Source organism: Kribbella sp. CA-253562 (genome assembly GCF_050942265.1).
Taxonomy (GTDB): domain Bacteria; phylum Actinomycetota; class Actinomycetes; order Propionibacteriales; family Kribbellaceae; genus Kribbella.
In genome coordinates, this window is the sequence record NZ_CP192049.1 from 7,392,504 (window position 1) to 7,417,319 (window position 24,816).

General features: G+C 70.5%; 27 protein-coding genes. 22 read left to right on the plus strand and 5 right to left on the minus strand.

Translation table 11 applies throughout. From position 1 onward, the window contains the following. Nucleotides 1–53 precede the first annotated feature (53 nt). Nucleotides 54–3,059: a helix-turn-helix transcriptional regulator gene (locus ACQPXM_RS35000; RefSeq protein ID WP_432942143.1), complete on the plus strand. Its 3,006-nt coding sequence runs from the start codon at nt 54–56 to the stop codon at nt 3,057–3,059. Nucleotide 3,060: 1 nt separating this feature from the next. Here ACQPXM_RS35000 and ACQPXM_RS35005 read toward each other — a convergent pair whose 3' ends face one another. Beyond that, entirely contained in the window at nt 3,061–3,330 is a 270-nt protein-coding gene (locus ACQPXM_RS35005; RefSeq protein WP_432942146.1) for a hypothetical protein, read from the minus strand. Nucleotides 3,331–3,551: 221 nt separating this feature from the next. On the opposite strand from ACQPXM_RS35005, the gene ACQPXM_RS35010 reads away from it, so the two are divergent. The 3 genes from ACQPXM_RS35010 (at nt 3,552) to ACQPXM_RS35020 (ending at nt 5,421) form a co-directional block, all read left to right on the plus strand. Next, nucleotides 3,552–4,592: a LacI family DNA-binding transcriptional regulator gene (locus tag ACQPXM_RS35010; RefSeq protein ID WP_432942149.1), complete on the plus strand. Its 1,041-nt coding sequence runs from the start codon at nt 3,552–3,554 to the stop codon at nt 4,590–4,592. Nucleotides 4,593–4,671: 79 nt separating this feature from the next. Then, nucleotides 4,672–4,884, plus strand: a complete 213-nt coding sequence (locus ACQPXM_RS35015) for a hypothetical protein (protein WP_432942153.1) — start codon at nt 4,672–4,674, stop codon at nt 4,882–4,884. A 192-nt stretch (nt 4,885–5,076) separates the two neighbouring features. Beyond that, nucleotides 5,077–5,421, plus strand: coding sequence for a hypothetical protein (locus tag ACQPXM_RS35020; protein WP_077014990.1), 345 nt, complete (start codon nt 5,077–5,079; stop codon nt 5,419–5,421). Nucleotides 5,422–5,509: 88 nt separating this feature from the next. Here the strand turns inward: ACQPXM_RS35020 and ACQPXM_RS35025 are convergent, their stop codons facing one another. After that, nucleotides 5,510–6,502 (minus strand): aldo/keto reductase, encoded by a 993-nt coding sequence (locus ACQPXM_RS35025; protein ID WP_432942155.1) that lies wholly within the window; start codon nt 6,500–6,502, stop codon nt 5,510–5,512. A gap of 103 nt (nt 6,503–6,605) precedes the next feature. On the opposite strand from ACQPXM_RS35025, the gene ACQPXM_RS35030 reads away from it, so the two are divergent. From ACQPXM_RS35030 to ACQPXM_RS35045, 4 genes are all read left to right on the plus strand, one after another. Further along, nucleotides 6,606–7,175, plus strand: coding sequence for a TetR family transcriptional regulator (locus tag ACQPXM_RS35030; protein WP_432942157.1), 570 nt, complete (start codon nt 6,606–6,608; stop codon nt 7,173–7,175). Between the two features lie 65 nt (nt 7,176–7,240). After that, nucleotides 7,241–7,597, plus strand: a complete 357-nt coding sequence (locus tag ACQPXM_RS35035) for a hypothetical protein (protein ID WP_432942159.1) — start codon at nt 7,241–7,243, stop codon at nt 7,595–7,597. Then, the gene (locus tag ACQPXM_RS35040; RefSeq protein ID WP_432942161.1) at nt 7,594–8,007 is read left to right on the plus strand and encodes a hypothetical protein; all 414 of its coding nucleotides are present in this window, start codon (nt 7,594–7,596) and stop codon (nt 8,005–8,007) included. The genes ACQPXM_RS35035 and ACQPXM_RS35040 overlap by 4 nt, the downstream gene beginning before the upstream one ends. Next, complete coding sequence (locus ACQPXM_RS35045; RefSeq protein WP_432942163.1) at nt 8,004–9,518, plus strand: multicopper oxidase family protein; 1,515 nt, start codon at nt 8,004–8,006, stop codon at nt 9,516–9,518. Before ACQPXM_RS35040 ends, ACQPXM_RS35045 begins: the two co-directional genes overlap by 4 nt. A gap of 2 nt (nt 9,519–9,520) precedes the next feature. On the opposite strand, the gene ACQPXM_RS35050 is transcribed toward ACQPXM_RS35045, so the two are convergent. Together ACQPXM_RS35050 and ACQPXM_RS35055 are read right to left on the minus strand one after the other, a co-directional pair. After that, nucleotides 9,521–10,018: a Clp protease N-terminal domain-containing protein gene (locus ACQPXM_RS35050; RefSeq protein WP_432942165.1), complete on the minus strand. Its 498-nt coding sequence runs from the start codon at nt 10,016–10,018 to the stop codon at nt 9,521–9,523. Further along, nucleotides 10,018–10,242, minus strand: a complete 225-nt coding sequence (locus ACQPXM_RS35055) for a hypothetical protein (RefSeq protein ID WP_077014983.1) — start codon at nt 10,240–10,242, stop codon at nt 10,018–10,020. Before ACQPXM_RS35055 ends, ACQPXM_RS35050 begins: the two co-directional genes overlap by 1 nt. A 135-nt stretch (nt 10,243–10,377) precedes the next feature. Between ACQPXM_RS35055 and ACQPXM_RS35060 the strand changes: the two genes are divergently transcribed. Genes ACQPXM_RS35060 through ACQPXM_RS35075 form a run of 4 tightly spaced genes read left to right on the plus strand, consistent with a single transcriptional unit; the run spans nt 10,378 to nt 12,381 of the window. After that, a complete protein-coding gene (locus ACQPXM_RS35060; RefSeq protein WP_432942167.1) occupies nt 10,378–10,716 on the plus strand; it encodes an ArsR/SmtB family transcription factor in 339 nt (112 codons plus the stop codon). Then, the gene (locus tag ACQPXM_RS35065) at nt 10,713–11,192 is read left to right on the plus strand and encodes an SRPBCC family protein (RefSeq protein WP_432942169.1); all 480 of its coding nucleotides are present in this window, start codon (nt 10,713–10,715) and stop codon (nt 11,190–11,192) included. The genes ACQPXM_RS35060 and ACQPXM_RS35065 overlap by 4 nt, the downstream gene beginning before the upstream one ends. Continuing rightward, nucleotides 11,189–11,794 carry a dihydrofolate reductase family protein gene (locus ACQPXM_RS35070; protein ID WP_432942171.1) on the plus strand — a complete coding sequence of 202 codons (606 nt, stop codon included), beginning with the start codon at nt 11,189–11,191 and terminating at the stop codon, nt 11,792–11,794. The genes ACQPXM_RS35065 and ACQPXM_RS35070 overlap by 4 nt, the downstream gene beginning before the upstream one ends. Continuing rightward, complete coding sequence (locus tag ACQPXM_RS35075) at nt 11,794–12,381, plus strand: dihydrofolate reductase family protein (RefSeq protein ID WP_432942173.1); 588 nt, start codon at nt 11,794–11,796, stop codon at nt 12,379–12,381. Before ACQPXM_RS35070 ends, ACQPXM_RS35075 begins: the two co-directional genes overlap by 1 nt. A gap of 3 nt (nt 12,382–12,384) precedes the next feature. Here the strand turns inward: ACQPXM_RS35075 and ACQPXM_RS35080 are convergent, their stop codons facing one another. Continuing rightward, nucleotides 12,385–13,095, minus strand: coding sequence for a peptidyl-tRNA hydrolase (locus tag ACQPXM_RS35080; RefSeq protein WP_432942175.1), 711 nt, complete (start codon nt 13,093–13,095; stop codon nt 12,385–12,387). 81 nt (nt 13,096–13,176) lie between these two features. Here ACQPXM_RS35080 and ACQPXM_RS35085 point away from each other — a divergent pair, with 81 nt between their 5' ends. The 10 genes from ACQPXM_RS35085 (at nt 13,177) to ACQPXM_RS35130 (ending at nt 24,797) form a co-directional block, all read left to right on the plus strand. Beyond that, nucleotides 13,177–13,968 carry a thymidylate synthase gene (locus ACQPXM_RS35085; protein ID WP_432942177.1) on the plus strand — a complete coding sequence of 264 codons (792 nt, stop codon included), beginning with the start codon at nt 13,177–13,179 and terminating at the stop codon, nt 13,966–13,968. Continuing rightward, nucleotides 13,965–14,426: a dihydrofolate reductase gene (locus ACQPXM_RS35090; RefSeq protein WP_432942179.1), complete on the plus strand. Its 462-nt coding sequence runs from the start codon at nt 13,965–13,967 to the stop codon at nt 14,424–14,426. The genes ACQPXM_RS35085 and ACQPXM_RS35090 overlap by 4 nt, the downstream gene beginning before the upstream one ends. Nucleotides 14,427–14,561: 135 nt before the next feature. Beyond that, nucleotides 14,562–15,824 carry a toxic anion resistance protein gene (locus ACQPXM_RS35095; protein ID WP_432942181.1) on the plus strand — a complete coding sequence of 421 codons (1,263 nt, stop codon included), beginning with the start codon at nt 14,562–14,564 and terminating at the stop codon, nt 15,822–15,824. 60 nt (nt 15,825–15,884) lie between these two features. After that, on the plus strand, nt 15,885–16,478 hold the full coding sequence (locus ACQPXM_RS35100; protein WP_432942183.1) for a hypothetical protein: 594 nt from the start codon (nt 15,885–15,887) through the stop codon (nt 16,476–16,478). After that, the gene (locus ACQPXM_RS35105; RefSeq protein WP_432942185.1) at nt 16,475–17,887 is read left to right on the plus strand and encodes an AAA family ATPase; all 1,413 of its coding nucleotides are present in this window, start codon (nt 16,475–16,477) and stop codon (nt 17,885–17,887) included. Before ACQPXM_RS35100 ends, ACQPXM_RS35105 begins: the two co-directional genes overlap by 4 nt. After that, a complete protein-coding gene (locus ACQPXM_RS35110) occupies nt 17,884–19,209 on the plus strand; it encodes a hypothetical protein (protein ID WP_432942187.1) in 1,326 nt (441 codons plus the stop codon). The genes ACQPXM_RS35105 and ACQPXM_RS35110 overlap by 4 nt, the downstream gene beginning before the upstream one ends. After that, nucleotides 19,206–20,183: a glutamate ABC transporter substrate-binding protein gene (locus tag ACQPXM_RS35115; protein ID WP_432942189.1), complete on the plus strand. Its 978-nt coding sequence runs from the start codon at nt 19,206–19,208 to the stop codon at nt 20,181–20,183. Before ACQPXM_RS35110 ends, ACQPXM_RS35115 begins: the two co-directional genes overlap by 4 nt. After that, entirely contained in the window at nt 20,183–21,403 is a 1,221-nt protein-coding gene (locus ACQPXM_RS35120; protein ID WP_432942190.1) for a hypothetical protein, read from the plus strand. Before ACQPXM_RS35115 ends, ACQPXM_RS35120 begins: the two co-directional genes overlap by 1 nt. Beyond that, the gene (locus ACQPXM_RS35125; protein ID WP_432942192.1) at nt 21,400–23,736 is read left to right on the plus strand and encodes a tetratricopeptide repeat protein; all 2,337 of its coding nucleotides are present in this window, start codon (nt 21,400–21,402) and stop codon (nt 23,734–23,736) included. The genes ACQPXM_RS35120 and ACQPXM_RS35125 overlap by 4 nt, the downstream gene beginning before the upstream one ends. Next, nucleotides 23,733–24,797 (plus strand): PP2C family protein-serine/threonine phosphatase, encoded by a 1,065-nt coding sequence (locus ACQPXM_RS35130; RefSeq protein WP_432942194.1) that lies wholly within the window; start codon nt 23,733–23,735, stop codon nt 24,795–24,797. Before ACQPXM_RS35125 ends, ACQPXM_RS35130 begins: the two co-directional genes overlap by 4 nt. The last annotated feature ends 19 nt before the right edge of the window (nt 24,798–24,816 follow it).

A 24,816-nucleotide genomic window follows, 5' to 3' on the forward strand; every position in this document is an offset into this window, starting at 1 on the left:
CTTGCCTCTCGCCGCGTCGTGGTCCGGTCAGCGGACGACCCGGGGTGACGGCGATGACATCGCGCGTGACCGGTGGACACACTGGACAGGTGGGGACGTCGGCCGTACGGCCGGGACCCGGTCTGGCCGGCCGGGGAAGCGAGCAGCGACTTCTCGCGAGTGCTCTGGAGGGGACCGCGAGCGGTCGACCCTGCGCGGTGGTCGTCCACGGTGAGGCCGGAGTGGGCAAGACCCGGCTGGTCCGTGAGCTGTGCAAGAGCGCGGGGCCGGAAGCCCAATTGCTGTGGGGCAGCTGCGTGCGGTTCGGGGAGGCGTCCGTGCCGTTCGCTCCGGTGACCGGGGCGTTGCGAAGCTGGCTGGCTCACGCCGACCCCGCGTTCCGGTCGGAGGTTCTGTCCGGGGTCGGCGACTTCGGCGTACTGGTGCCGTTCCTGCACGATCCGCAGTCGGGTGATCCGAGTCGGCTGCTGCCGTTGATCGACGGGTTCGTCAATCGTCTGGCGGACCATCGCCCGGCGATCGTGGTGATCGACGACCTGCACTGGGCCGACCGCAGCTCACTCGACGTGCTTGCCTACCTGATCGCCGGCTTCAGCGACCAGCGACTGGCCCTGCTTGCCACGTGCCGCCACGAGCACCGTGGGGAGGGCCATCCGCTGCACGGCTGGCTCGCGGACATGCGGCGGATGCCGGGCTTCACCGAGCTCCACCTCGACCGGCTGGATCTCGCCGCGACCGAGGAGCAGATCACCGGGCTGCTCGGCCGGCCGGTCGACATCGAACTGGCGGCCCAGGTGTACGAACGGTCTGGCGGCAACGCTTACCTGACCGAGCTCCTGGTCCGTGGCCTGTCCGGCACCGAACCGGTCCTTCCAACGGTTGCTCCGACGGCCCTCCGGGAAGCCCTGCTCGCCAGCTGGCACGGTCTGTCGGCCGGAACGCGCCAGGTGACTCGTGTACTCGCGGTCGGTGGACGACCGATCGAGGTCGAGGTCCTGGCCGAGGTGACGGCCGAGCACGGCACCGATCGCACGACACTGTCCGCTTGCCTGGCCGAAGCCCAGGAGCACGGCGTGGTCCGCTGGGACGATCAGGGGCGGCCGTGGTTCCGCCATCCGTTGCTGGCCGACGTACTGACCGAGAGTCTGCCTGCCGATGAGTCGGTCCGGCTGCACGCGACGTACCTGTCCGTGCTCGGGCGCCGGCCAGGTCCGGCGCCCGCAGCGGATCTGGCGATCCACAGCCAGCAGGCCGGCAGCGTCGAGGAGACCTACCGCTGGTCCTTGGTGGCCGCGGACAACGCTGAGAAGCTGCGTGCGTCCGCGGAACTGGCCACCCACCTGGAACGCGCCTACTCGTTGTGGGACGAGGTCGCCGAGGACACTCGCCGCCGCGCCGGCAGCCGGATCGATCTCCTCTGGCGAGACATCCACGCCTGCGAAAGAGCGGGCCGACTGGAGAGCGCCGCTGCTCTGGTGGACCACGCGCTGAGCTTGGTGGACAGGCAGCGCGAGCCGCTCGGGGCCAGCAGGCTGCTCCGGATGCGCAGTCAGATCGACTGGATGCGATCAGCGCCGGGGCAGGCGGAGGTCAGCGACCTCTTCGAGGCAGTCGAGCTCACCCGCCCGTTTCCCGACGACCCGGAGCACGCTCGCGCGCTGGCGGCTCTGGCCGGCACCGAGCGATGGGCTCTGAACCTGACCGAGGCACGAAGGCACGCAGAACAGGCAGTCCTGGCCGCTCGACGTTCGGGGTCGACAGACGCGTTGGCGGACGCACTGATCGTTCGCGTCACGGTTCTCGTGGAGGAGGGCGGGACCCCGGAGTTGCTGGCGGAGATCGAGGAGGCCGATCGCCTGGCCCGGCTCACCGACGACAGCAGGTTGCTCGAAGAGGCCGCGATCTACCGCGTGAACTGCCTGAACAGCCTCGGCCGGATCCGGGAAGGGACCGAAGTCGCCCGGCAGTCCTTCGACGACGTCCTGGCCGCCGGGTCCTTGCAGTGGGGATACTTCCTGGCGTTCATGGCGGCCCAAGGCCTGCTGCGGACGGGCCAGTGGAGTGAATGCCGCAGCCTGCTACGGAGGGCACTGCCGGCCCGGTGCGGAAGCATTCCGGGCGCGGCCGTCCGGGTGGTCGCCGCGCAACTGGCGGTCAGGTCGGGTCGCCTGCAAGAGGCAGAACAGCACCTGAAGCGATCGCTGGAGCTGATCTCCGAGGACTTTCCCGGACTCAACAGCCCGCTCGACACCGTCCAGACCGAGATCCTGCTGGCCTCCGGCGAGCCGTGGCGGGCGTTGGAATGGCTTCGCCGGCGGATCGGCGTCGCGGTGGCTTCGACGGACAGCGAAGCGGAGGACATCCTCGTGCTGGTTGCCACAGCGGCCGCCGAAGCCGCTCAGACCGCCCGGGACGCAGGCGATGCACGAGGCGCAGCGCAGGCGGTCGCGACTCTCGACGAGCTGATCGCCAGCTGGCCACGAACCCCGTACTCGACGGACCGGGGAGGATCGGCGGACCACGCGAAGGCCGAGGCCCTCTTCCTTGCCGAGTCCGCGCGCTGTCGCGGAGACGGCGACCAGGCCGAGCGCTGGCAGCAGGCCGTCGTGGCCTGCGGTACAGCGCTCGCGGTCTGGGAGGAGGCGGTCTGCCGCCTGCGACTCGCACAAGCCCTTCTCGCCAAGGGAACACCGGCGTCGGCGGTGGCCGACCTGCTGCGGCGAGCTCATCGCGCTGCCGTGGCGATGGGCGCGCAACCGCTGCGCGACCAGGTCGAGTCGCTGGCCCGGATGGCGCGCGTCGTACTGCGTGAGCCGGTGCCGATCGAGCCGTCATCGGTGGCCCGGTCGAGCCGCCTGGCCGGGCTGACTCGCCGCGAGCAGGAGGTGCTCGCACTGGTGGCGGCCGGCCGTTCCAACGGCGAGATCGCGAAGGGCCTGTTCATCAGCGACAAGACCGTCAGCGTGCACGTGTCGAACATCCTGCGGAAAACCGGTACGTCGAGCCGGGTCGAGGCGGCCGCCCTGGCCGAACGGCTGGGCGGCCACCGGGACGGTTGAGTCAGCCGAGGACCGGCCGGCGACGGTACAGCCACAACGCCGTACAGGCGATGCCCGCACCGCCGAGCGCCGACGCGCCGGCCTGGACGGCTTCGGAAACGCCGTCGTCCACGGGGACTTCGACGGTCACGGGCTGCCCGGAAAGGGCGCCCGGCGGGTTGCCCCGGGTAGTCGGGTCGTCGGGGACCTTGGCGTTCGCGGCGCCGGCGCCGACTCCGATCGCTCCGAGGGCGAGGACGGGGACAGCGACGGCGAAGGTCGTGCGGTTCATGATGACTCCCGGTGAGTGGTGCGGCCGAAGTGCCGCTTCTCCTTCACGATCGGTCCGCCCGCCGGGGCGCCACATCGGGTGCACCCCCTCAGATCGGGACTCCATCCCCTCAGACCAGCTCGTCCGGATTTCCTCTTGCACTCTCGGAGAGCCTTCTGTATCGTTTTTCTAGATCGATTTAGAAGAACGATACAGAAGGCTGTTCGAGAGAGGTGGGAGCGATGTCGCCGGGAGTCACGCTGAAGACCGTCGCGCAGGCCGTCGGGGTGTCGCCGTCGACCGTCTCGAACGCCTACAACAAGCCGGACCAGCTGTCGGCGGCGTTGCGCGAGCGCATTCTGGAGACCGCGCGCGAGCTCGGGTACGCCGGGCCGGACGCGTCGGCGCGGGCGCTGCGCAGCGGCAAGGCCGGGGCGGTCGGGGTGCTGTTCACCGACAAGCTCGCCTACGCCTTCTCCGACCCGTACGCCGTGGGCTTCCTGGCCGGTCTCGCCGAGGTCGCCGAGGAGTTCGCCACCAGCCTGCTGCTGATGCCGCTCAGCTCGTCCGACATCCAGGGCGGGACGAACGCCGTCCAGCAGGCGGCGATCGACGCGGCCGCGATCTTCTGCGTCGCGGGCGGGCACCCGGCGCTGGACACCCTGCGGGCGCGCGGCGTCCCGATGGTGTCGACCGACCGCGGCGACCACCCGGACCTGTCCTGGGTCGCGATCGACGAGGTGGAGGCCGCGGCCAAGCTCGGCAAGCACCTGAACCGGCTCGGGCACCGCGAGGTCGTCGTACTGGTCGACAACGCGGAGGCCGCGGGCAGCCGGCCGGTCGAGCTGACCCTGGACGAGGTCGGCTACACCGACTGCGAGCTGCGGATCCGTGGCTTGCAGAAGGAGATGCCGGACGCCCGGATCCGGCTGGTCTCCGGTGGGCACAACGCGTTCAGCTCCGGGCTGATCGGGGCCGAGTGGGTGCTGGACTCCCAGGACCGGCCGACCGCGATCGTCGGGCTGAGCGACGTCCAGGCGCTCGGTGCGATGGAGGCCATGAAGACCCGCGGGCTGGTCCCCGGCCGGGACCTGACCGTGGCCGGCTTCGACGACATCCCCCAGGCCGAACCGGCCGGGCTGACCACGGTCCGTCAGCCGATCAAGGACAAGGGCCGCACGGTCGGGCGCGTGCTGCTCGACCCCGCCGTACAAGATCGCCAGATCATGATGCCGACCGAGCTGGTCGTTCGCTCCAGCAGCGGTCCGGCACCGCGTAACTGAACCTCACCACCCACTGACCGACCGACGGCCGTCCGGCCGCCGGACACCCCAGCACGCTCTTTTCGAAGGGAGCACCACCATGTTCATCGCCGGCAACACCGCCGTGGAGAACGCCCGATCGCTGTCCCACTCCGCCCTGCCCGACGCTCCCCAGCAGCCGCACGAGCCGCGCCGTCCGCGCCGCGGTCTCGCCCTGCGCGCCCGGACCGTCGCCGTCCTGCGCTCGATCGCCGAACGCGAACTCCGGCTGGCCAACCGCCTCGACCCCACCTGCGATGCGGCCACCCGCTGACCCCGCCCCGCCCGCCCCCCGACGTGCCCCGCCCCCCGGCCCCATTTGAACGGTTAACCCACGACCAGGTGGGTTCTACCTCCGCACTCAGGCCTCGAACCCCCAAGTTCTAGGGTCAACCGTGCAAATGGGGTGGGGACGCGGGGCGAGCGGTGTGGGGTTTGTCGGTGGGGTCTGGCAGGCTGAAGGGCGATGAGTGAGCCGGGGATCTTGCTGACCGCTCGCGCGCTGGTGCTTCACGACCTGGCCGCGCGGGGATTCGACGACGCCGTCACGGTGTCCGCGCTCGAGGACGCCGTCGCCGAGCGGCAGTGGTGGCTCGACCAGTGGCCGGACGGCGCCGAGCACATCGCCGGCCTGGTCGCGCAGGACATGCAGGACCGGCTCACCGACTCCGGCGTCCGCTGGCCCCGCTGCACGGCCTGCGACGACCTCAACGACCACGAGCTGCGCATCGAGCCCGAGCTCGGCCCCGATCCGCACTGGGTCTGCGAACGCGCCGGCATCTCGGTCTCGCGTCTCGGCCAGCTCACCTAGCCAACCACTCAGCTGCTCACCCAGCAGCTCAGCAGGCCCACCGCTCACCGGATCGCCCAGCAGGTCGGCGGGCCCACCACCCAACGGCTCAGCGAGCCCACTCCGGCATGTGCTTGGCCAGGTAACGGCTGCCGTACGAACCATGCGGCAGGATCTCCCGGATCCGCTCCAGGTCACCGCCCGTCAGCTCCACCGCGGCCGCACCGGCGCTCTCCTCCACCCGGTGCACTTTGCGGGTCCCCGGGATCGGCACGATGTCGTCGCCCTGGGCCAGCAGCCACGCCAGCGCCAGCTGCGTCGCCGTGATCCCCTTGCTCTGCGCGAAGGTCTTCAGCTCCTCCACCGCCGCCAGGTTCGCCTCGAAGTTCTTGCCCTGCCAGCGATCGTCGAAGCTGCGCATGTCGTCGTCCGGGTACTCACTGGCCGGCCGCACGTCTCCGGTCAGGAAGCCCCGCCCGAGCGGCGAGTACGGCACGAACCCGATCCCCAGCTCCCGTACGACGGGCAGCACGGTGTCCTCGACCTCGCGCTCGAACAGCGAGTACTCCGTCTGCAGCACCGACACCGGCTGGACGGCGTGCGCCCGGCGAATCGCCTCCGGACCGGCCTCGCTCAACCCGAAGTACCGCACCTTGCCGGCTTTGATCAGCTCGCCGACAGTGCCCGCGACCTCCTCGATGGGCACCGCCGGGTCGACCCGGTGCTGGTAGAACACGTCCAGCCGGTCAGTGCCGAGGTAGCGCAGGCTGTTCTCGGCGACCTTGCGGATGTTCTCCGGCCGGCTGTCGAGCGCCTCGCCGTCGAACTGGTTCTTCGTCATGTCGAAGCCGAACTTGGTCGCCAGCACGACCTCGTCACGGAAGTCCTTCACCGCGCGCCCGTGCAACTGCTCGTTGCTCCCGGTCCCACCGCCGTACAGCTCGGCGGTGTCGAAGAACGTGATCCCCAGCTCGTAGGCCCGCCGGATCGTCGCCAGTCCCCCTTCGGCGTCGGGCGCGCCGTACGCCATCGTCATGCCCATCGTGCCGAGTCCGAGGGCGGACACGGTCAGGCCTTCGCGGCCGAGTGTGCGCTGCTGCATGCCACAACTCCCTAGTCAGAAACAAACCAGTTGGTTTCTCGACTTTAGGCCGACCCCACGGCAAAAGCAAACCAACCAGTTTGTTTCCAGTAGGATGGGGCCCATGGGAGACGGACAAGCCACCAGGCGGCGCATTCTCGACGCCGCGACCGCGGAGTTCGCGACCCACGGCATCGCCGGCGCCCGGGTCGACCGGATCGCAGCCGACGCCAAGGCCAACAAGGCCCAGCTCTACGCGTACTACGGCAACAAGGACGCCCTGTTCGACGTCGTGCTGGCCGAGCACGTCGTGGCCAACATCGACCAGGTGCCGCTCACCGCCGACGACCTGCCCGGGTACGCCGTACGCCTCTACGACTCCAACGTCGAGCACCCCGAGCTGGTCCGCCTGGCCACTTGGGCCCGGCTCGAGCGCACCCCGACCGGCGACCTGTTCGCCGACTGGGCGGGCCACGACAAGGACAAACTCGCCGCGATCGAGGCGGCGCAGCGCAGCGGCCACGTCGTGGCGGACCTGGATCCAGTGGACGTGCACTCGATGCTCATCGCGCTGGCGAGCACGTGGGCGGCATCCAGCCTGACTCACGCCGCCGGTCCGGACGACACCGACGAGGTGCACGAACGCCGCCGTCAGGCACTCGCGGCGACCGTCCGCCGGGCGTTGACGCCGTAGCCGCCAGGGGCGACTCAGGGTTTACCTGGTCGCGCTACATGTAGACACGCTACTACAGTAGCGGCATGAAGCTTTTCCGTGCCGTCGCAATGCTGCACGCCCTCGCGGTCTGCGCGCAGCCGCTGCTCGCCGGCATCTACCTGAACGGCGAAGGCACCGCTGCCCGGATCCACGAGGTGGTCGGCCTCACCGCGACGTCCCTCTGCCTCGTCCAGCTCGCTGTGGCAGGCCTGACCTGGCGGACCACCCGCCTGCTCTGGCCGATCCTGCTGAGCGCAGCGCTACTCGCCGGCGAGGCCCTGATGATCCACGCGGGCTACGGCCGGGAGCTGGCTCTGCACGTGCCGCTCGGCATGGCAGTGGTCGCCGGCAGCGTCGTCTGCGCCGCTTGGGCGGTCCGGCGTACGGCGGTGGCCGCGTGACGGGCGTGGTGGAGACCGAGCCGCGCGTGAAGCGCCAGCCGCGAGTGACGCTGTGGATGCTGCGGATCGTCCTGCTGCTGCACGCCGGGCTGGTGATCGCCCAGCCGATCCTGGCCGGGTACTTCCTGTCCGGCGAAGCCGACGCCATCGATCTCCACAGCCCGATCGGCTCGACGCTGTGGATGGTCGCGATGCTGCAGTTCGTCGTCGCCGTCCTCTACTGGCGCCCAGGAGGCGGCCGACTCTGGCCCGCGCTCGTCACGCTCGTGCTGTTCTTCGCCGACTTCGTCCAGCTGGTCTTCGGTCATCTGCAGAACTTCGCCGTGCACGTGCCGCTCGGTACGGCGATCGTCGTCACCGTCGTGCTGATGACGGTGTGGTCCTTCCGCCATCAGGAGGTCGTTCGATGAGGTTGTCCCGCCGCGGATTCCTGGGCGTCGCCGGTGCCGCGACACTGGCCGGCTGCGGCCTGGACGCGTCCCCGGGCCAGACCGCCGAGCTGCTCACCAGCGCCGTACCGCTGCCGGAGGCCTTCAAGGTCCCGCTGCCGATCCCACCGGTGAAGCGGCCGATCCGCAGCGACGCCAAGGCCGACTACTACCGCGTCGTGCAGCAGAAAGCGTCGCTGGAGATCCTGCCGGGGCTCAAGACCGAAGTACTCGGGTACGACGGCCTGCTGCCCGGCCCGACCTTCGACGTCCGCAGCGGGCGGACCACTGTGGTCGAGCAGGTCAACCAGCTCGACGTACCGACCGTCGTGCACCTGCATGGCGGGCACACCCCGGCCAGCAGCGACGGCTGGCCGTTGGACCTGCTGCTGCCGCACGGGGGTCACCACGACCACACCGGGCACCACGGTATGGCCGGCGGCGACGTCAAGACAGGCAGCCGGACCTACACCTTCCCGAACACCCAGCGGGCCGCCACCCTCTGGTACCACGACCACCGGATGGACTACACCGCTCCGCAGGTCTACCGGGGCCTCTTCGGTCTGCACCTGGTCCGCGATGCCGAGGAGGACGCACTCCCTTTGCCTGCAGGCGATCGGGAGATCCCACTGGTCCTGGCAGACCGCGCGTTCCACGCGGACGGGTCGTTCCGCTATCCCGCACTGAAGGACGGGCCGGGCGTCGAGTCCAAGTACATGGAGGGCGTCATCGGCGACGTCCAGCTCGTCAACGGCGCACCCTGGCCGGTACTGGAGGTGGACGCCGCCCGCTACCGCTTCCGGATCCTCAACGCCGCCAACGCGCGGCGCTACGAGCTGGCACTCGACGGCCCGGGCAAGTTCGTGCAGATCGGCAGCGACGGCGGTCTGCTCGGCGCACCGGTCGAGCACGAGACACTGGTGATCGCACCGGCCGAGCGGTTCGACGTGGTCGTGGACTTCTCGCAGTACGCCGTCGGCACCGAGGTCACCCTGCACAACAAGCTCGGCACCGGCCGGGCCGCCGAGGTGATGCGGTTCGTCGTCGCCCGCAAGGCGGTTGACGACAGCAACGTTCCGGCGAAGCTCTCGTCGTACGCCCGAGTGCCCGAGCCGCAGGGTCTCGTCCGTCGCAAGTGGCGCTTCCGGCGCGGCGCGGCCGGCGAGCACCGCGGGTGGACGATCAACGGCAAGCCGTTCGACCCGGAGGTGATGCAGGCGACGGTGAAGCTCGACCAGTACGAGGTCTGGTCGTTCGTCACCGACGTGCACCATCCGGTCCACGTTCACCTCGCGCCATTCCAGGTCCTGCGCCGCGGCGGCGGGCCGCCCGGCCGCTACGACGGCGGCTGGAAGGACACCGTCGACGTCCGGCCCGCCGAGGTGGTCGACGTCCTGGTGCGCTTCACCGCGCACCGCGGCAAGTACCTGATCCACTGCCACAACCTGGAGCACGAGGACATGGCGATGATGGCCGGCTTCGCGACGGTCTGACCTCAGCGTTCGCCGCGCTGAGCGGACTCGACCGCCAGGGCGCGCAGCGCGGCCCGGTCGACGCCGGCGATGTCCAGCGCCCGGGAAACCCTTTCCAGCTTGGTGTCCAGTACGCCGATCAGCATGTGCGCGGCGGTGATCCGCCCACCGCCGAGCTCGCTGGAGGCGTCCATCGCGCGCTGCAGCAGCCTGACCGTCGACTCGCCGATCCGCGGCGTGCGGGTCGGATCGGGTGTTGCCCTCGGCAACTGTCCCGCATCGATCCGGACCCCGGCGACGGCCAGGCTCTGCTCCCACTCGCGATCCAGCGCGGCCCGTACGCCGTCCCGGTTCAGCCCGGCCGCGGCAAGCAGCCGCGCGGTCGCCGTTCCCTCGAGGGCTGACAACGCCAGCAACACATACTCGGCCTCGATCGTCGGCGAACCGTCCAGCCGCGCCTCCTCGCGCGCACCGCGAACCAGCACCGACCGGACGTCCTTGGCAGCGGTACTTCCACTCATCAGCGCCTCCTCAGGGCGACACCCGCGGCGATCAGCCGCTTGGCGTGTTTTTTGTGCACGGCCTGCCGGGTCACTCCCAGCACCTCGGCCACGTCGGACCAGCTCCAGCCGGCCCGCATCGCCTGCTCCACCTGGCTGTCCTCCAGCCGGTCCGCCAGCCGCCGCAACGCGACCACCGCCGCGAGCCCGGCTCCGGGGTCCGCCGGATCCACCAACTTCTCCATCAGCCACCTCCTCTTAGCAACCTAAGTTGACAACACTGGGATGTCAACCAAAGTTGCTCGAACTCCCGGCTTGACCTCTCCAAAGCCCACGCCTATATTCAACACATCAGTTGATCAAGTCATTGGTTGATAAACATGGCGTTTGACGAAGAGGCACTCGACCGGGCGTTCCTCGCCCTGGCCGACCCGGTCCGGCGGGCCCTGATCGCCCGGCTGTCCCGCGGGCCGGCCACGGTGAACGAACTCGCCGAGCCGTTCCCGATCACGCTGCAGGCGATCTCGCGGCACATCTCCGTCCTGGAGTCCGCCGGGCTGATCACCCGCACCCGGGACGGCCAGCGCCGGCCCTGCCACCTCGCCCCGAGCGCCCTCGAACAGCTGACCAGCTGGATCGACCAGTACCGCCTGGAGACCGAGCGCCGGTTCCGCCGGATCGACGCTCTCCTCGACACCGTGAAGGAGCAGGACCAATGAGCGACACGACCATCAACGCCCCCGCGAACACGCCGTTCATCGAGGTGATCCGGGACTTCGACGCCACCCCCGAGCAGCTGTTCCGGGTCTCCACCGATCCCGACCTGATCAGCCAGTGGCTCGGCCCGAACGAGCTGGAGATGGAGGTCGTCGAGTACGACGTCCGCCCCGGTGGCCGGTACCGCTACATCCACCGCGCCGCCGACGGCACCGAGTACGCCTTCCGCGGTGTCTTCCACGCCATCGAGCCCGGCGCGATGGTGATCCAGACCTTCGAGTACGAGGGTCTGCCGGGCGAGGTCAGCCTGGAGAAGGCGACGTACACCGCGACCGGGAACGGCGTCCGGCTGCGGACCTGGTCGGTGTTCCCGTCGGTCGAGGCCCGCGACGGCATGGTTGCCAGCGGCATGGAGCACGGCCTCAACGACGCGATGGCGAAGCTGACCGCCCTGGTCGCGAAGGAGACGGGCCGATGAGCCAGGTACTGGTCGAGATCTCCGTCTCCCTGGACGGCTACGTCACCGGGCCGAACGCCGGCCCGGGCAACGGCCTCGGCGACAACGGCGAGGCCCTGCACCGCTGGGTCTTCGAGGGCACCGACGAGGATCGGGCCACCCTCGACCGGAGCTTCGAACGCACCGGCGCGGTGATCCAGGGCCGGCGGTTGTTCGACGTGATCGACGCCCCCGACGGCTGGAACGAGGAGATGGGCTACGGCGCCACCCGCGAGAGCGAGCGCAAGCCACCGATCGTCGTCGTCACCCACGAGCCGCCGGCCACGACCCGGCTCGGTGACCGGTTCACGTTCGTCACCGACCTGACGGCCGCGATCGATCAGGCCCGCGAGGCCGCCGGGGACCAGGACGTGATGGTGATGGGCGGTGGCGAGATCTGCCACGCGGTGCTCGCCGCCGGCCTGGCCGACGTCCTCTTGCTGCACGTCGCGCCGGTCGTCCTGGGCGACGGGACGAGACTGTTTCCCGCGGGCCCCGGTCCGCGGGTGGACCTGGAGCTGACGTCGGCGGTGTCGACGCCGAACGCGCAGCACCTCACGTACGCCGTACGGAAGGATTCGTGATGGGCAACGTCATCGCGTCGGCCGTCGTCTCACTGGACGGCTTCGTGGCCGACACCAAGGACGACGTCGGGCCGCTGTTCGACTGGTACGGCAACGGCCCGGTGGAGGTCTACGGCGCCGATCCGGGCCGGCCGTTCATGGTCAGCCAGGCCAGCGCGGACTACATGAACGCGACCTGGCCGAAGATCGCCGCGTGCGTGATCGGGCGGCGGCTGTTCGACATCACCAACGGCTGGAACGGCGTACCGGCGGTCGGCGAGCACGTCTTCGTCGTCACCCACACGCCACCGACGGACTGGCCGTTCCCGGACGCGCCGTTCACGTTCGTCTCCGGGATCGAGGACGCGATCGCGCAGGCCCGTGAGTTCGCCGGGGACCGCGAGGTCGCGGTGACCGGCGGCAACCTGACCGGCCAGGCGCTGGCGGCCGGACTGGTCGACGAGATCGCCTACAGCCTGGTCCCGGTCGTCTTCGGTACCGGCGTGCCGTTCTTCGGCGACTACACCGGCGGGCAGGTGCTGCTCGAGGATCCGGAGATCGTCCAGGGCGATCGGGTCACCCACCTGCACTACCGCGTACGGCGCTAGTGGCTAGTGCAGGGCGGGGTGATCGGCGACGACGGTCCGGCTGCCCGGTTCGACCTCGGTGAAGCCGGCGTCCTGGACGACGGGCAGTCCGCTCCGCAGCAGCTGCTTCCAGCGCTCGGGCGACGCGGTCCGCACCGCCAGCCGGAACCCGTCGTCGATCCAGGCCTTCCGCGCTGCCTCCGGGAGCGCCCACCAGGCGAGGTGCGCGGCGTGGCCGACTTGAGCCATCGTCTTGCCGGTCGACATCTCCAGCCCTGGGTTCACCCACAGCACCGGTACGCCGGACGCCACCTGCGGCAAGTCACCGTCTTCCAAATCAGTCCCAGTCACCTGCAACTTGGCCAGGTCCTTGGGCAGCTCGTCCACCGGCACCGGCGGAAACACCCGAACCTCCGCCGGCGGCGGCCCCACTGACTCCTCCGCTCCGGGCGGTCCGTCCGCCGGCTCGACCGGCACCCCGCTGGTGACCGTGATCCCCGGCAGCGCCGACGCCCGGCGCCACTCCGCGCCGCGCGCCCGCCGTACGACCTTCCGGATCCGGGCGTCCTGCCAGGCCCGCATCGCCTCGGCCCACTCCCCCTCGCCAGTCGACCGCTCGTCGGCCAGGATCGCCAGTACGGCGCGCGCCGCGGTCTCCAGCGCGTCGGTCTGCGCCGGCCGCTCGTTCTTCTCCACGTGCGCGACCAGCGTCAGCACGTACTCCACATCACTCACCCGCGCGAGTCTGCCAGCCCACCCAGCGCGGGCAGGAGTGGCATCGCGGCCGGCTCACGCGGCGGTTGTAAGGTCGGCGGCATGCGGCAGTATCTGGAGCTCCTCGACCACGTACTCACCCACGGCGTCGAGAAGGGTGACCGCACCGGCACCGGCACGCTGAGTGTTTTCGGGCACCAGGCGCGCTACGACCTGAGCGCCGGGTTCCCCGCGGTGACCACCAAGAAGCTGCATCTGAAGTCGGTGGTCGGCGAGCTGATCTGGTTCCTCAGCGGCTCGACCAACGTGAAGTGGCTGCAGGAGAACGGCATCTCGATCTGGGACGAGTGGGCCGGTGACGACGGCGAGCTCGGCCCGGTCTACGGCTACCAGTGGCGCTCCTGGCCGACTCCGGACGGCCGGCACGTCGACCAGATCAGCGGCGTGATCGAGGCGATCAAGCAGAACCCGGACTCGCGCCGGCACCTGGTCAGCGCCTGGAACGTCGCCGAGCTGGACACCATGGCCCTGCCGCCGTGCCACACGATGTTCCAGTTCTACGTGGCCGAGGGCAAGCTGTCCTGCCAGCTGTACCAGCGCTCGGCCGACATCTTTCTCGGCGTCCCGTTCAACATCGCGTCGTACGCGCTGCTGACGCACATGGTCGCCCAGCAGACCGGGCTCGAGGTCGGCGACTTCGTGCACACCCTCGGCGACGCGCACCTCTACCTGAACCACCTCGACCAGGCCAAGCTGCAGCTCACCCGCGAGCCGCGCCCGCTGCCGACGCTGAACCTGCGGCAGCGCGACTCGATCGACGGCTACGAGATCGCCGACGTCGAGCTGGTCGGCTACGACCCGCACCCGGGGATCAAGGCGCCGATCGCGGTATGAGCGTCGTCCTGATCGCGGCGCTCGGCCGCAACCGGGTGATCGGCCGCGACAACGACCTGCCCTGGCGGATCCGCGAGGACCTGCAGCACTTCAAGCAGCTCACCCTCGGCCACACCTTGGTGATGGGCCGCAAGACCTACGACTCGATCGGCCGCCCACTGCCCGGCCGGCGTACGGTCGTGATCACCCGGCAGCCCGACTGGTCCACTCCCGGTGTCGAGGTCGCGCACACCCTCGACGACGCCCTGAAACTTGCTGACGGCAACGACGTCTTCGTGGCCGGCGGCGGCGAGATCTACCGCCTCGCCCTGCCGTCGGCCGACCGCCTCGAACTCACCGAGGTCGACCAGTCCCCCGACGGCGACGTCACCTTCCCCGAACTCGACCCCACCGCCTGGACCGAGACCGCCCGCGACCCCCACGACGGCTTCAGCTTCGTCAGCTACGTCCGCGCCTGAGTTCTTGTCCTGACAACGACTCCGTTACGGCCCGCGCCAACGGACCGGGAACCGCGTAGATTGTCTCCGCGTCACGGAGTGTGTGACAGGGGACGCGGGCGCGGGCCCGTGGCAGGCCACCGGAGGGGAACGACGATGACCGAAGCCGACAGCACCGCGGGGACACCGGCAGCCGGAGCGGGGGCCGCGCAGGCTCAGCCGTTGCAGCCGCCGACCGCGACCGCGCCCGGACTGATACTCACCGCACCCGCCCCGGCACAGCCCGTCGCCGCGACGGCCGCGCCCAGTATGGCGCCGGCGGTCGACCCGGCCGCGCTGCCGGGGCTGGACGCGAAGGTCGACGGGTTCCTCAGCTCGCTGATGACCGCGGCGCCGCGGTCGCCGGAGTTCGCGGCCAAGGCCACCGACGTGCGCAGCATGGGTGACGTCGACATCCGGCACGCCGCCGAGAGCTCGAACCGGCTGCTGCAGTCGCCGGTCCGGGCGCTGCAGAGCGGCGGGCTGTCGGAGGGCTCGACGGTCGGCAAGACGCTGCTGGAGCTTCGCCGTACGGTCGAGGACCTGGACCCGAAGGAAGCTACCGGGACGAAGAAGCTGCTCGGGATGATCCCGTTCGGCGACAAGATCGAGGACTACTTCCGCAAGTACCAGAGCGCGCAGAGCCACCTCGAGGGCATCCTGCACTCGCTGCGCAACGGCCAGGACGAGCTCGCCAAGGACAACGCCGCGCTGAACCTGGAGAAGCAGCAACTCTGGGACGCGATGGGCCGGCTGAACCAGTACGTGTACGTCGCCGAGCGGCTGGACGCGCGGCTGTCCGCGACGATCGCCGAACTGGAGACGACCGACCCGGACAAGGCCAAGGCGCTGCGCGAGGACGTGCTCTTCTACGTCCGTCAGAAGCACCAGGACCTGCTCGTCCAGCTGGCCGTGTCGATCCAGAACTACCTGGCCATCGACATCGTGATCAAGAACAACATCGAGCTGATCAAGGGCGTCGACCGAGCCTCCACCACGACCGTCTCGGCGTTGCGTACGGCGGTCATCGTGGCGCAGGCCCTGGGCAACCAGAAGCTCGTGCTGGACCAGATCACCGCGCTGAACACGACCACCAGCGGGATGATCGAGCGCACCTCGCAGATGCTGCGGGACAACTCGGTCGCGATCCAGCAGCAGGCCGCCTCGGCGACCATCGGGCTGCCGCAGCTGCAGGCGGCGTTCGCGAACATCTACGCCACGATGGACGCGATCGACACCTTCAAGGTCGAGGCGCTGGACAGCATGGCCGCCACCATCGGCACGCTGGAGACCGAGGTGACCAAGTCCCGCAGCTACCTGGAGCGCGTCGCCCAGCAGGACCAGCGGGTGATCCAGGGCAGCCTCGATCTCGGCCGCTGAGCCGCGGGACCACAACAGCCGGACCGGTCGGTCCACGAGCGGGGGGACGGGTAGGAGTGCATGGCGCTGGGTGACTTCTTCGCGCGGCTGACCGGCCGCAAGGCGGAGCCCGAGCCTGCCCCGACTCCTCGTGCGCCGACCACCGACGACCTGCTCGCCGCGCTGGTCCGGGTGGAGCAGCTGGTCGCGGACGGCGCCGTACCGGCCGTGGTCGCGTCCCGGGTCAACCGGGTGGTCCGGACGGTGCGGGAGACCATTCCGCGGCTCGGCAACCTCGGCGGCAGCGCCCAGGCGTACTCGGTGATGGCGACCGCGACGGACTACTTGCCGGAGGCCATCGGTGGGTATCTGCGGCTGCCGCGCCAGTGGGCCGACAGCCGGCCGGTGGACCGTGGCAAGACGTCGCTGATGCTGCTGATCGACCAGTTGGACCTGCTGGGGTCCACGATGGACAAGGTTTTCGACGCGGTGAACCGGGCCGACGCGGCCGCGCTGGTCGCGCACGGCAGGTTCCTGCAGGAGAAGTTCGGCACCGGCTCCACCGGTGGCAGTCTCGCCCTGGGTGAGACGCCGTCGACGCAGGCGCCGGACGTCCCGCCCGGGCCGTCAGGTCCGGGCCCACTGCAACCACCGCCAGGACGAGGAGGGGCATGAGCAGCGTGGGGGGTACGTCGCTGAAGGACGCGCTGGCGGGCCTGCTGACCGTTGCGGCGCGTGCCGGTGTGCCCGAGGCCTCTGCCCGGGCAGAGGGGCTGTCACTGGCCGCCGCGCTGGCCGAGTCGGCTCCTGGCGCTCCGGCGGACTGGGCCGCGGTGATGCCAGGGGCAACCACCCAGGACTTCTTCGACGCGGCAGTCCGCGGCCGGAGATGGCGCGGCGCCCCGACAGCGATGCTGAGCGAGCTGATCGCGCAGAGCTCACCGCACAAGGTCCCGTACGCCGAGGCGCTGGCGGAGGTCGCTTCAGCGAGCTGCTCGCTCGGTGAGCCGACGATGAGAGTCATCGGCAACGCCTCCGTCGCAGCTGCCGCTCAGCTGCAGGCAGCCGGCGCGCGGCCGCTCCAGGTCGGAGCCCAGCCGGGTCCTGCCGTCGTCGAGCCCTCACCTTCCGGTGCAGCGCTCCCCCAGCCAGACACGCAGGCTGAGCAGCCGCCCGAACGCACGGTCGAGGAGTTGCTGGCCGAGCTGGACGCGCTGACCGGGCTGGAGAAGGTCAAGCGCGAAGTGCACCGGCAGGTCGCAGTACTGCGAGTGGAGAAGCTCCGGACCGAAGCAGGGCTGAAGAGTCCCACCATCACCCGCCACCTGGTCTTCGTCGGCAACCCCGGCACGGGCAAGACGACCGTGGCCCGGCTGGTCAGCGGCATCTACAAGGCACTGGGCCTGCTGTCCAAGGGCCAGCTCGTCGAGGTCGACCGGTCCGAGCTCGTCGCCGGTTACCTCGGCCAGACCGCGACCAAAACCGCCGAGGTCGTCGCGTCCGCGGCCGGTGGCGTGCTGTTCATCGACGAGGCGTACAGCCTGACCTCGGGTGACCAGGGCACCGACCAGTACGGCCGCGAGGCGGTCGACACGCTGGTCAAGGAGATGGAGGACCGCCGCGACGACCTGGTCGTGATCGTGGCCGGTTACCCCGAGCCGATGCAGACCTTCATCGCCGCCAACCCCGGCCTGGCCAGCCGGTTCCGCACGACGATCGGCTTCGACGACTACACCGACGCCGAGCTCACCGAGATCCTCACCGGACTGGCCGAGGCCGCCGACTACGAGCTGACCCCGGAGGCGCTGGAGCACTTCCAGGTGATCCTGTCGTCGACTCCGCGGGACCGTTCGTTCGGCAACGGCCGCTTCGCCCGCAACGTGCTGGAGGCCGCGATCGGCCGGCACGCCTGGCGGCTGCGCGACGTCACGGCACCCACGACCGACCAGCTGCGTCAGATCCTCGCCGTGGACCTGACCGACGAGGAACTGCACCCGCCGACCGGTCCTGGCAGCACAGCCGTCGGAACAGAGCTGCTCAGTGAAGATCAGACTGTGCCGCCCGAGCAAGGAGAACAGGCGTGACCCAGACAGTCAGCGCGCCCCCGGCGACCTGGTCGCCGCCGGCCACGCCGGTCGCCTCGAGCGGCGCCCCGCCGCAGTCACAGAGTTCGCCGACGCCCCACCGCGGACCGCTCGGTGAGTGGTTCGCCGGTACGCCGGGCCGGATGCGCGCTCTGCTCATCCTGTCCGCGGTGGTGTCCGTGCTGTTCGGCCTGGCCGCCGCGCAGGGCTTCCGCCAGTCCGACGGGGCCCTGCAGCGCGCCGAAGCGAACACCGCCCAGCTGGTCCGGGTCCAGGCGATCCACACCAATCTGGTCGCCGCCAACGCCGACGCCACCAACGCCTTCCTGGTCGGTGGACTCGAGCCGCCGGCCCAGCGCCAGCACTTCGTCGACTCGCTGGCGACGGCCTCCCGGCTGATTGCCGAGGCCGCCACCGCGCAGCCGGCCGACCAGACCGTGCTCGGCCAGCTCAACACCACGCTGCTGACCTACAACGGCCAGATCGAGCAGGCCCGCGCCAACAACCGCCAGGGCCTGCCGATCGGTTCGCAGTACCTGAAGGACGCGAACGCGACCCTGCAGAACGACTCGCTCCCGCTGCTCAACGCGCTGGTCGCGGCCAACGAGGACCGGGTCGACACCGAGTTCGAGGGCGTCGGCGGCGGCACCGTGTGGCTGATCGCCGGCGGGTTCCTCAGCCTCGCCGTGCTGGTGGTGACGATGATCTGGCTGGCCAAGCGCACCCACCGCTACCTGAACATCCCGCTCGCCGCGGGCGCCGTCCTGGTGCTGGTGACGATGGTGGTCGGCGGTGCCGGCATGGCCGAGGCGAGCAGCACGGCCGAGGACACCCGCAACGACACGTACGCGAACGCGCTGGCCCTCTCGCGGGCCCGGATCGCGGCGTACGACGCGAAGTCGAACGAGAGCCTGACGCTGATCGCCCGTGGCTCCGGTGCGGCGTTCGAGAAGGCATGGACCGATGCGGCCGGCCGGGTCGACGACGAGCTCGGCAAGCTCGGGCGGGTGGGCAGGCCGAGCGGCTGGCAGGACTACAAGCGCAGCCACCAGGCGATCCGCACGGCCGACGACCGCGGCGATTGGGACGAGGCCGTGAACCTGGCGATCGGGTCCGGCGGGAACTCGGCGAACACGTACTTCGGCGCGTTCGACAAGTCGTCGGCCGCGAGCCTCGAGACGACCAGCAACGCGGCACAGCAGCAGCTCGGCACGGCCCGCGGCGCGCTGCCGCCGATCGAGTGGCTCGGCCTGCCGATCGGAATCGTGGCCGCGCTGCTCGCTGCCTGGGGACTGTCCCAGCGACTGGGGGAATACCGATGAAGAAGCAGTTGATCGCCGTCGGCAGCGCGCTGACGCTGCTCGCCCTGACCGCCTGCGGCTCGGGCGACTACGCGGCCACCCAGATCCCGCCGAAGCCGGCCGCCCCGACCAGTACGGCGCCGCCGCCGGCCGGGCCGACGTGCACGAACAACGGCACCGACGAGCTGCGCTCCTTCGCTCCCACGGGCGCACTGCCCCCACCCGAGCAAATGCCGGCCGGCTCGACGATGGACAGGATCTACCGCAACGGCCGGCTCCGCGCCGGGATCTCCGCCGACAGCCTGAACCTCGGCTCGCGCAACCCGATCACCGGCGCCATCGAGGGCTTCGACATCGACATGGTCCGGGCCGTGGCCCAGGCCATCTTCGGCGACCCGAACCGGGTCGAGCTGGTGGTGATCTCCAGCCCGCAGCGCATCCCGGTGCTGCAGAACAAGACGCTCGACATCGTCGCCCGGAACATGACCATCAACTGCGCCCGCTGGCAGCAGATCGCGTTCTCCGCCGAGTACTACCGGTCGGGCCAGCGGACGCTGGTCCAGCGCGACTCACCTGCCAAGAGCCTGGGCGACCTCAGCGGCAAGACGGTCTGCGCACCGGCCGGGTCGACCAGCCTGGACAACCTGAACAAGTACAAGGACCGTGGCGTCAAGGCGATCACCGCCGACACCGACACCGGCTGCCTGGTGCTGTTCCAGCAGGGCAAGGCGGACGGAATCACCGGTGACGACACCGTGCTGGCCGGCGAGGCCGCGCAGGACCCGTACGCGCGGATCATTCCGAACGAGCGGATCAGCGACGAGCCGTACGGGCTGGGCATGCCGATCGGCAACCGCGACTTCGTCCGATTCGTCAACGGCGTACTCGAGCAGATGAAGGCCGACGGGCGCTGGAAGGCCTCCTACGACAAGTGGCTGGCGCCGACGCTCGGTCCCGCTCCGGCCCCGCCCAAGCCCTTGTACGGCAGGAGATGATGACCGTCCGTACGCCGACCGCCGTCGCGCCGGCGCCGCCGGGGCGGATCGGCAGCAGCATTCCGGCTTCGGAGCTGCTGGCGTTCCTGGACGCGCTCGGGACCTGGCGCGACCGGCGGCGCGCGGAACTGGACGAGCTCGACCAGGCCGCCCTGCACTCGGCCGACGCCGACGCGCTGACCGCCGACGTCGTGCTCAGTATGGCGGTGTGGAAGGCGGTCTCGGACCGGTACGAGCTGATCCTGCTGACCTGGGACTCCGGGCGGGTCGGCCCGGCCGAGACGGAGCGGATCTCGACGCTGATCTGGGGCGGGCTGGACACCGGAGTGGGTGCGCGCTCGGCCGGGTCGGGCGCGGGTGGCGGAAGCGGCACGGGTGGCGGAAGCGGCACGGGCTCTTGGGCCGGCGGATCCGGTGCGGGATCACTGGCGGTTTCGTTGCCTGAGGCATGCACTTTGTCCGACGCGCTGGCGGCGACGCTGCGGGCCAAGCTCGCGCTGGAGCCCGGCGACGCGGATCTGGCCGCGCGGCTGCGGCAGTTGCGGGCGCAGGTCGAGCGGATCAACGACCTGGTCGCGCGCGAACCCGCGGTCAGCCGGAACGACGCGATCGCCAAGCACCACGACCTCGACCGGCGGGTGACCGATCTGGCCGAGCGGTCCAAGCGGGGTGCCGACGTCGGTGGGCTGATCGGCCCGCTGGAGATGGACGCGGCGCGGGTCGAGCGTGACCTGATCGTCGGGTCGGCGACCCGGCGGGAGCGTGCTGCCGACGTGGCCCGCGCGCGGACGTTGCGGACCGAGCTGGAGGCGCAGGGCACGGCCGTGCGCGCTCTGGCCGACCGGTGCGTGGCGGCCGTCGATCCGGCACCGCGACTCGGCGTACCGGATGTGACCGCGCTGGGGCCGGTGCCGAACACGCCTGCCGAGCTGGCGAAGTACCTGACCCGGCTCGACGCCGTACGGCGGGCGCTGGGGCAGGCGCAGTCGGCGTACGGCGGTGCGCTGGAGCGGCGCGACGAGCTGGCGGCGCGGCTGGACGCGTACCGGGTCAAGGCGGGCAGTGTCGCGCGGACCGAGGGAACGATCGAGGACCTGGCCGAGCTGTACCGGCGTGGTAGCGAGGTGCTGACGGCGGAGCCGGTCGACCTGGCCCGCCTGGCGGCGCTCGTCGCGGCCTACCAGACCTATCTGGACAACAGTGTCGGAGGGACGACATGACCTGCACCCAGCCGGGATGCACCGGCTCCATAGTCGACGGCTACTGCGACGTCTGCGGCTCGCCCGCAGTCACCGCCAGTGGAGGTAGTGCCGGGATCGGTGCTCCGGCTGCTGCCGGCGCCTGCACACAGCCCGGCTGCAGCGGGACGGTAGTCGACGGCTACTGCGATGTTTGTGGAACGCCCGCCACCTCCAGTGCCGCACCCTCAGCTGAACCGATCAGCTCTCCTTCCACTGTTTCTCGTGCGTCCAATCGGCTGGCTTCGACGCCGCTGGGGTCGGCGCGGGCTCAGGCAGCCGGGTCGAAGCTGACCCGGCGGCTCGGGACCTCGTCGACGCGGCTGCGGGGAGCTCGGCTGGGTGCTGGTCTGACCAGCGTGCCGACGATCCCGCCGATCGACGCCGGCAAAGCGATTCTGGCCAACCCGATGGTCCCCGAAGACCGGCGGAACTGCCCGAACTGCGGCAACCCGGTCGGCCGGGCACGGGGTGACCAGCCGGGCCGCACCGAGGGGTTCTGCCCGAAGTGCCGCAGCCCGTTCTCGTTCTCGCCGAAGCTGCACAAGGGCGACCTGGTCGGCGGCCAGTACGAGGTGGCCGGCTGCCTGGCGCACGGTGGATTCGGCTGGATCTACATGGCCCAGGACAGGAACGTCTCCGACCGCTGGGTCGTGCTCAAGGGCCTGCTGAACTCCGAGGACCCCGACGCCGTCGCCGCGGCGATCGCCGAGCAGCAGTTCCTGGCCCGGGTCGAGCACCCGCTGATCGTCGAGATCTACAACTTCGTCACCCACGAGGGTGCCGGCTACATCGTGATGGAGTACGTCGGCGGCACCTCGCTGAAAACCCTGCTCAAGCAGCGCATGCAGGCCAACAACGGCCGGTACGACCCGCTGCCGCCGGACCAGGCGATCGCCTACATCCTGGAGATCCTGCCCGCGTTCTCGTACCTGCACGACCTCGAACTGGTCTACTGCGACTTCAAGCCGGACAACATCATCCAGGTCGGCGACGCGGTGAAGTTGATCGACCTCGGCGGCGTCCGGCGGATCGACGACATGGACTCGGCGATCTACGGCACGGTCGGCTACCAGGCGCCCGAGGTCCCGGAGGTCGGGACGTCGATCGCCTCGGACATCTACACGCTCGGCCGCACGCTGGCCGTGCTGGCGATGGAGTTCCGCGGCTACCAGTCGACGTACCTGTCGTCGCTGCCGCCGGTCGCCGATGTGCCGCTGTTCCAGGAGTACGACTCCTTGTACCGCCTGCTGCTCAAGGCCTGCGCCAAGGACCCGGCCGACCGCTTCGTCTCCGCCGATGAGCTCCGCGTGCAACTGCTCGGCGTACTGCGGGAGGTGGTGGCGGCCAAACAGCCGTACGGCGCCGCGCAGCACTCCACGTCGTCGCTGCTGTTCGGCAGCCCAGGTGACCGGTCGGCTGGGCTCGGTGAGGCCGCGTTGTCGTGGCAACGCCTCCCCTCGCTGCTGCCCGACGAGAGCGACACTATGGCCGGGTGGCTGAAGACGGTCAGCGTGCAGGACCCGTTGCAGCGGTTGGAGGCTTTGTCCAACGCACCGGTGTCGACGCCGCAGACGCTGCTGGAGTTCGCTCAGGCCGCTCTGGACTCGAGCCAGTACGACCTGGTCGACACCGCGGTCAGCGACCTGCTGAAGCTGGACCCCTGGGAGTGGCGAGCGGTCTGGATGGCCGGGCTGGTAGCTCTGGCCCGCAACGACATTCCCGCCGCGCAGTCGGCGTTCAACGCGGTCTACGGCCAGGTGCCGGGTGAGCTGGCGCCGAAGCTGGCTCTCGCGATGTCCTGCCAGCTCAGCGGCGAGTACGACGTTGCCGAGGGCCTCTACCTGACCTGCGCCCGCACCGACGCCAACTACATCGCCCCGTCGGCCTTCGGGCTGGCGGCGATCCGGTCCGACCGCGGTGACCTCGACGGCGCCGTCGCCGCGCTGGACCTCGTCCCGCCGACCAGCGGCGCGTACATCCGGGCCCGCCGGATGCGAGCCGGTCTGCTGGCAGGATCGGGGCGTGGACTGGGCGCACTGGCCGAGGCCATGGGCAGTATCGACGACCTGACGATCGACCCGGTGGACCGGGCGACGCTGTCGGCGAGTGTGTTCCGGACGGCGCTCGACGTCGTGCTGGCCAACGGCCCGGACCCGCAGGTGGTGATCTCGCAGCGCGCCGCGACGGAGTCGGACCTGCGCGCCGGCCTGGAGTCGGCCTACCGTGAGCTGGCCGGCCACGCCCGCAGCCGGGAAGAACGGATCGCCCTGGTCGACCTGGCCAACGAGGTTCGAGGATGGACGTTGCGATGACGAGTACGACCCGAACGGTCTGCCCAGCGTGTGGCGAACCGGTGTCCGGCGCCGACCTGTACTGCGAGAACTGCGGTGCCGAGCTGCAGCCCGGTGCACCGTCCACGCCGGTGCTGGACACCGACACGGAGCCCACGATCGAGCTGCACACCGGTGGTGACCCGGCCGGTGCGGCCGTGCAACCGGGGCCGTGCCGGTCCTGCGGCGGCACGGTCGGCGCCGAGGGCTACTGCGAGACCTGTGGCACCAAGGCCAGCAAGTTGCGCGACCACTTCACCGAGCAGCCCGCCCCGTGGGTCGCCGCGGTCTGCGACCGGGGTATCCGGCACAGCCGCAACGAGGACGCCGTGGCGATCGCCGCCGACCCGGAGCCGGGCAGCCGGGCTCTGCTGGTCGTCTGCGACGGAGTGAGCTCTTCGCTCGACTCCGACGTGGCCAGCCTGGCCGCGGCCCGCGCGGCGCGCGACGTGCTGGTCGCCGGCCAGGCCCAGGGCATGGGCACGGAGGCGTCCCGCGAGGCGGCGGTGATCGCCCGGCTGAACGCGGCCGCGGACGCCGCGAGCGACGCCGTACTGGAGAACACGAGTCCGGACAGCCCGAACCCGGCGTCCTGCACGTTCGTCGCGACGGTGCTCGAGGCGGGGCTGCTGGTGGCCGGAGTGGTCGGCGACAGCCGGGCGTACTGGTTCCCCGACAACGCCGAGGCCGTGGCGCTCACCGTGGACGACTCGTGGGCCGCCGAGCTGATCGCGACCGGCGTACCGCGGCACGAGGCCGAGACCGGCCCGCAGGGGCACGCGATCACCCGCTGGCTGGGCAAAGACGCCCCGGACCACACTCCGCGCACCACCACGCTGCGGGTGGCGGGACCGGGCTGGCTGATGGCTTGCTCCGACGGGCTGTGGAACTACTGCTCCGAAGCGGCACCGCTGGCCGACCTGGTCCGTCAGACCGCTGCGGCCAACGGTGGCGAGCCGCTGGCCACCGCGTCCGCACTGGTCGACTGGGCGAACGCCCAGGGCGGCCAGGACAACATCACCGTCGCGCTCGCGCGCCTGTAGAAGACACCGCTCGACGAAA

Coding starts and splice junctions, on each gene's coding strand:
- ACQPXM_RS35000 (WP_432942143.1), top strand. CDS start 54: ATGACATCGCGCGTGACCGGTGGACACACTGGACAGGTGGGGACGTCG.
- ACQPXM_RS35005 (WP_432942146.1), bottom strand. CDS start 3,330: ATGAACCGCACGACCTTCGCCGTCGCTGTCCCCGTCCTCGCCCTCGGA.
- ACQPXM_RS35010 (WP_432942149.1), top strand. CDS start 3,552: ATGTCGCCGGGAGTCACGCTGAAGACCGTCGCGCAGGCCGTCGGGGTG.
- ACQPXM_RS35015 (WP_432942153.1), top strand. CDS start 4,672: ATGTTCATCGCCGGCAACACCGCCGTGGAGAACGCCCGATCGCTGTCC.
- ACQPXM_RS35020 (WP_077014990.1), top strand. CDS start 5,077: ATGAGTGAGCCGGGGATCTTGCTGACCGCTCGCGCGCTGGTGCTTCAC.
- ACQPXM_RS35025 (WP_432942155.1), bottom strand. CDS start 6,502: ATGCAGCAGCGCACACTCGGCCGCGAAGGCCTGACCGTGTCCGCCCTC.
- ACQPXM_RS35030 (WP_432942157.1), top strand. CDS start 6,606: ATGGGAGACGGACAAGCCACCAGGCGGCGCATTCTCGACGCCGCGACC.
- ACQPXM_RS35035 (WP_432942159.1), top strand. CDS start 7,241: ATGAAGCTTTTCCGTGCCGTCGCAATGCTGCACGCCCTCGCGGTCTGC.
- ACQPXM_RS35045 (WP_432942163.1), top strand. CDS start 8,004: ATGAGGTTGTCCCGCCGCGGATTCCTGGGCGTCGCCGGTGCCGCGACA.
- ACQPXM_RS35050 (WP_432942165.1), bottom strand. CDS start 10,018: ATGAGTGGAAGTACCGCTGCCAAGGACGTCCGGTCGGTGCTGGTTCGC.
- ACQPXM_RS35055 (WP_077014983.1), bottom strand. CDS start 10,242: ATGGAGAAGTTGGTGGATCCGGCGGACCCCGGAGCCGGGCTCGCGGCG.
- ACQPXM_RS35060 (WP_432942167.1), top strand. CDS start 10,378: ATGGCGTTTGACGAAGAGGCACTCGACCGGGCGTTCCTCGCCCTGGCC.
- ACQPXM_RS35065 (WP_432942169.1), top strand. CDS start 10,713: ATGAGCGACACGACCATCAACGCCCCCGCGAACACGCCGTTCATCGAG.
- ACQPXM_RS35070 (WP_432942171.1), top strand. CDS start 11,189: ATGAGCCAGGTACTGGTCGAGATCTCCGTCTCCCTGGACGGCTACGTC.
- ACQPXM_RS35075 (WP_432942173.1), top strand. CDS start 11,794: ATGGGCAACGTCATCGCGTCGGCCGTCGTCTCACTGGACGGCTTCGTG.
- ACQPXM_RS35085 (WP_432942177.1), top strand. CDS start 13,177: ATGCGGCAGTATCTGGAGCTCCTCGACCACGTACTCACCCACGGCGTC.
- ACQPXM_RS35090 (WP_432942179.1), top strand. CDS start 13,965: ATGAGCGTCGTCCTGATCGCGGCGCTCGGCCGCAACCGGGTGATCGGC.
- ACQPXM_RS35095 (WP_432942181.1), top strand. CDS start 14,562: ATGACCGAAGCCGACAGCACCGCGGGGACACCGGCAGCCGGAGCGGGG.
- ACQPXM_RS35100 (WP_432942183.1), top strand. CDS start 15,885: ATGGCGCTGGGTGACTTCTTCGCGCGGCTGACCGGCCGCAAGGCGGAG.
- ACQPXM_RS35105 (WP_432942185.1), top strand. CDS start 16,475: ATGAGCAGCGTGGGGGGTACGTCGCTGAAGGACGCGCTGGCGGGCCTG.
- ACQPXM_RS35115 (WP_432942189.1), top strand. CDS start 19,206: ATGAAGAAGCAGTTGATCGCCGTCGGCAGCGCGCTGACGCTGCTCGCC.
- ACQPXM_RS35120 (WP_432942190.1), top strand. CDS start 20,183: ATGACCGTCCGTACGCCGACCGCCGTCGCGCCGGCGCCGCCGGGGCGG.
- ACQPXM_RS35125 (WP_432942192.1), top strand. CDS start 21,400: ATGACCTGCACCCAGCCGGGATGCACCGGCTCCATAGTCGACGGCTAC.
- ACQPXM_RS35130 (WP_432942194.1), top strand. CDS start 23,733: ATGACGAGTACGACCCGAACGGTCTGCCCAGCGTGTGGCGAACCGGTG.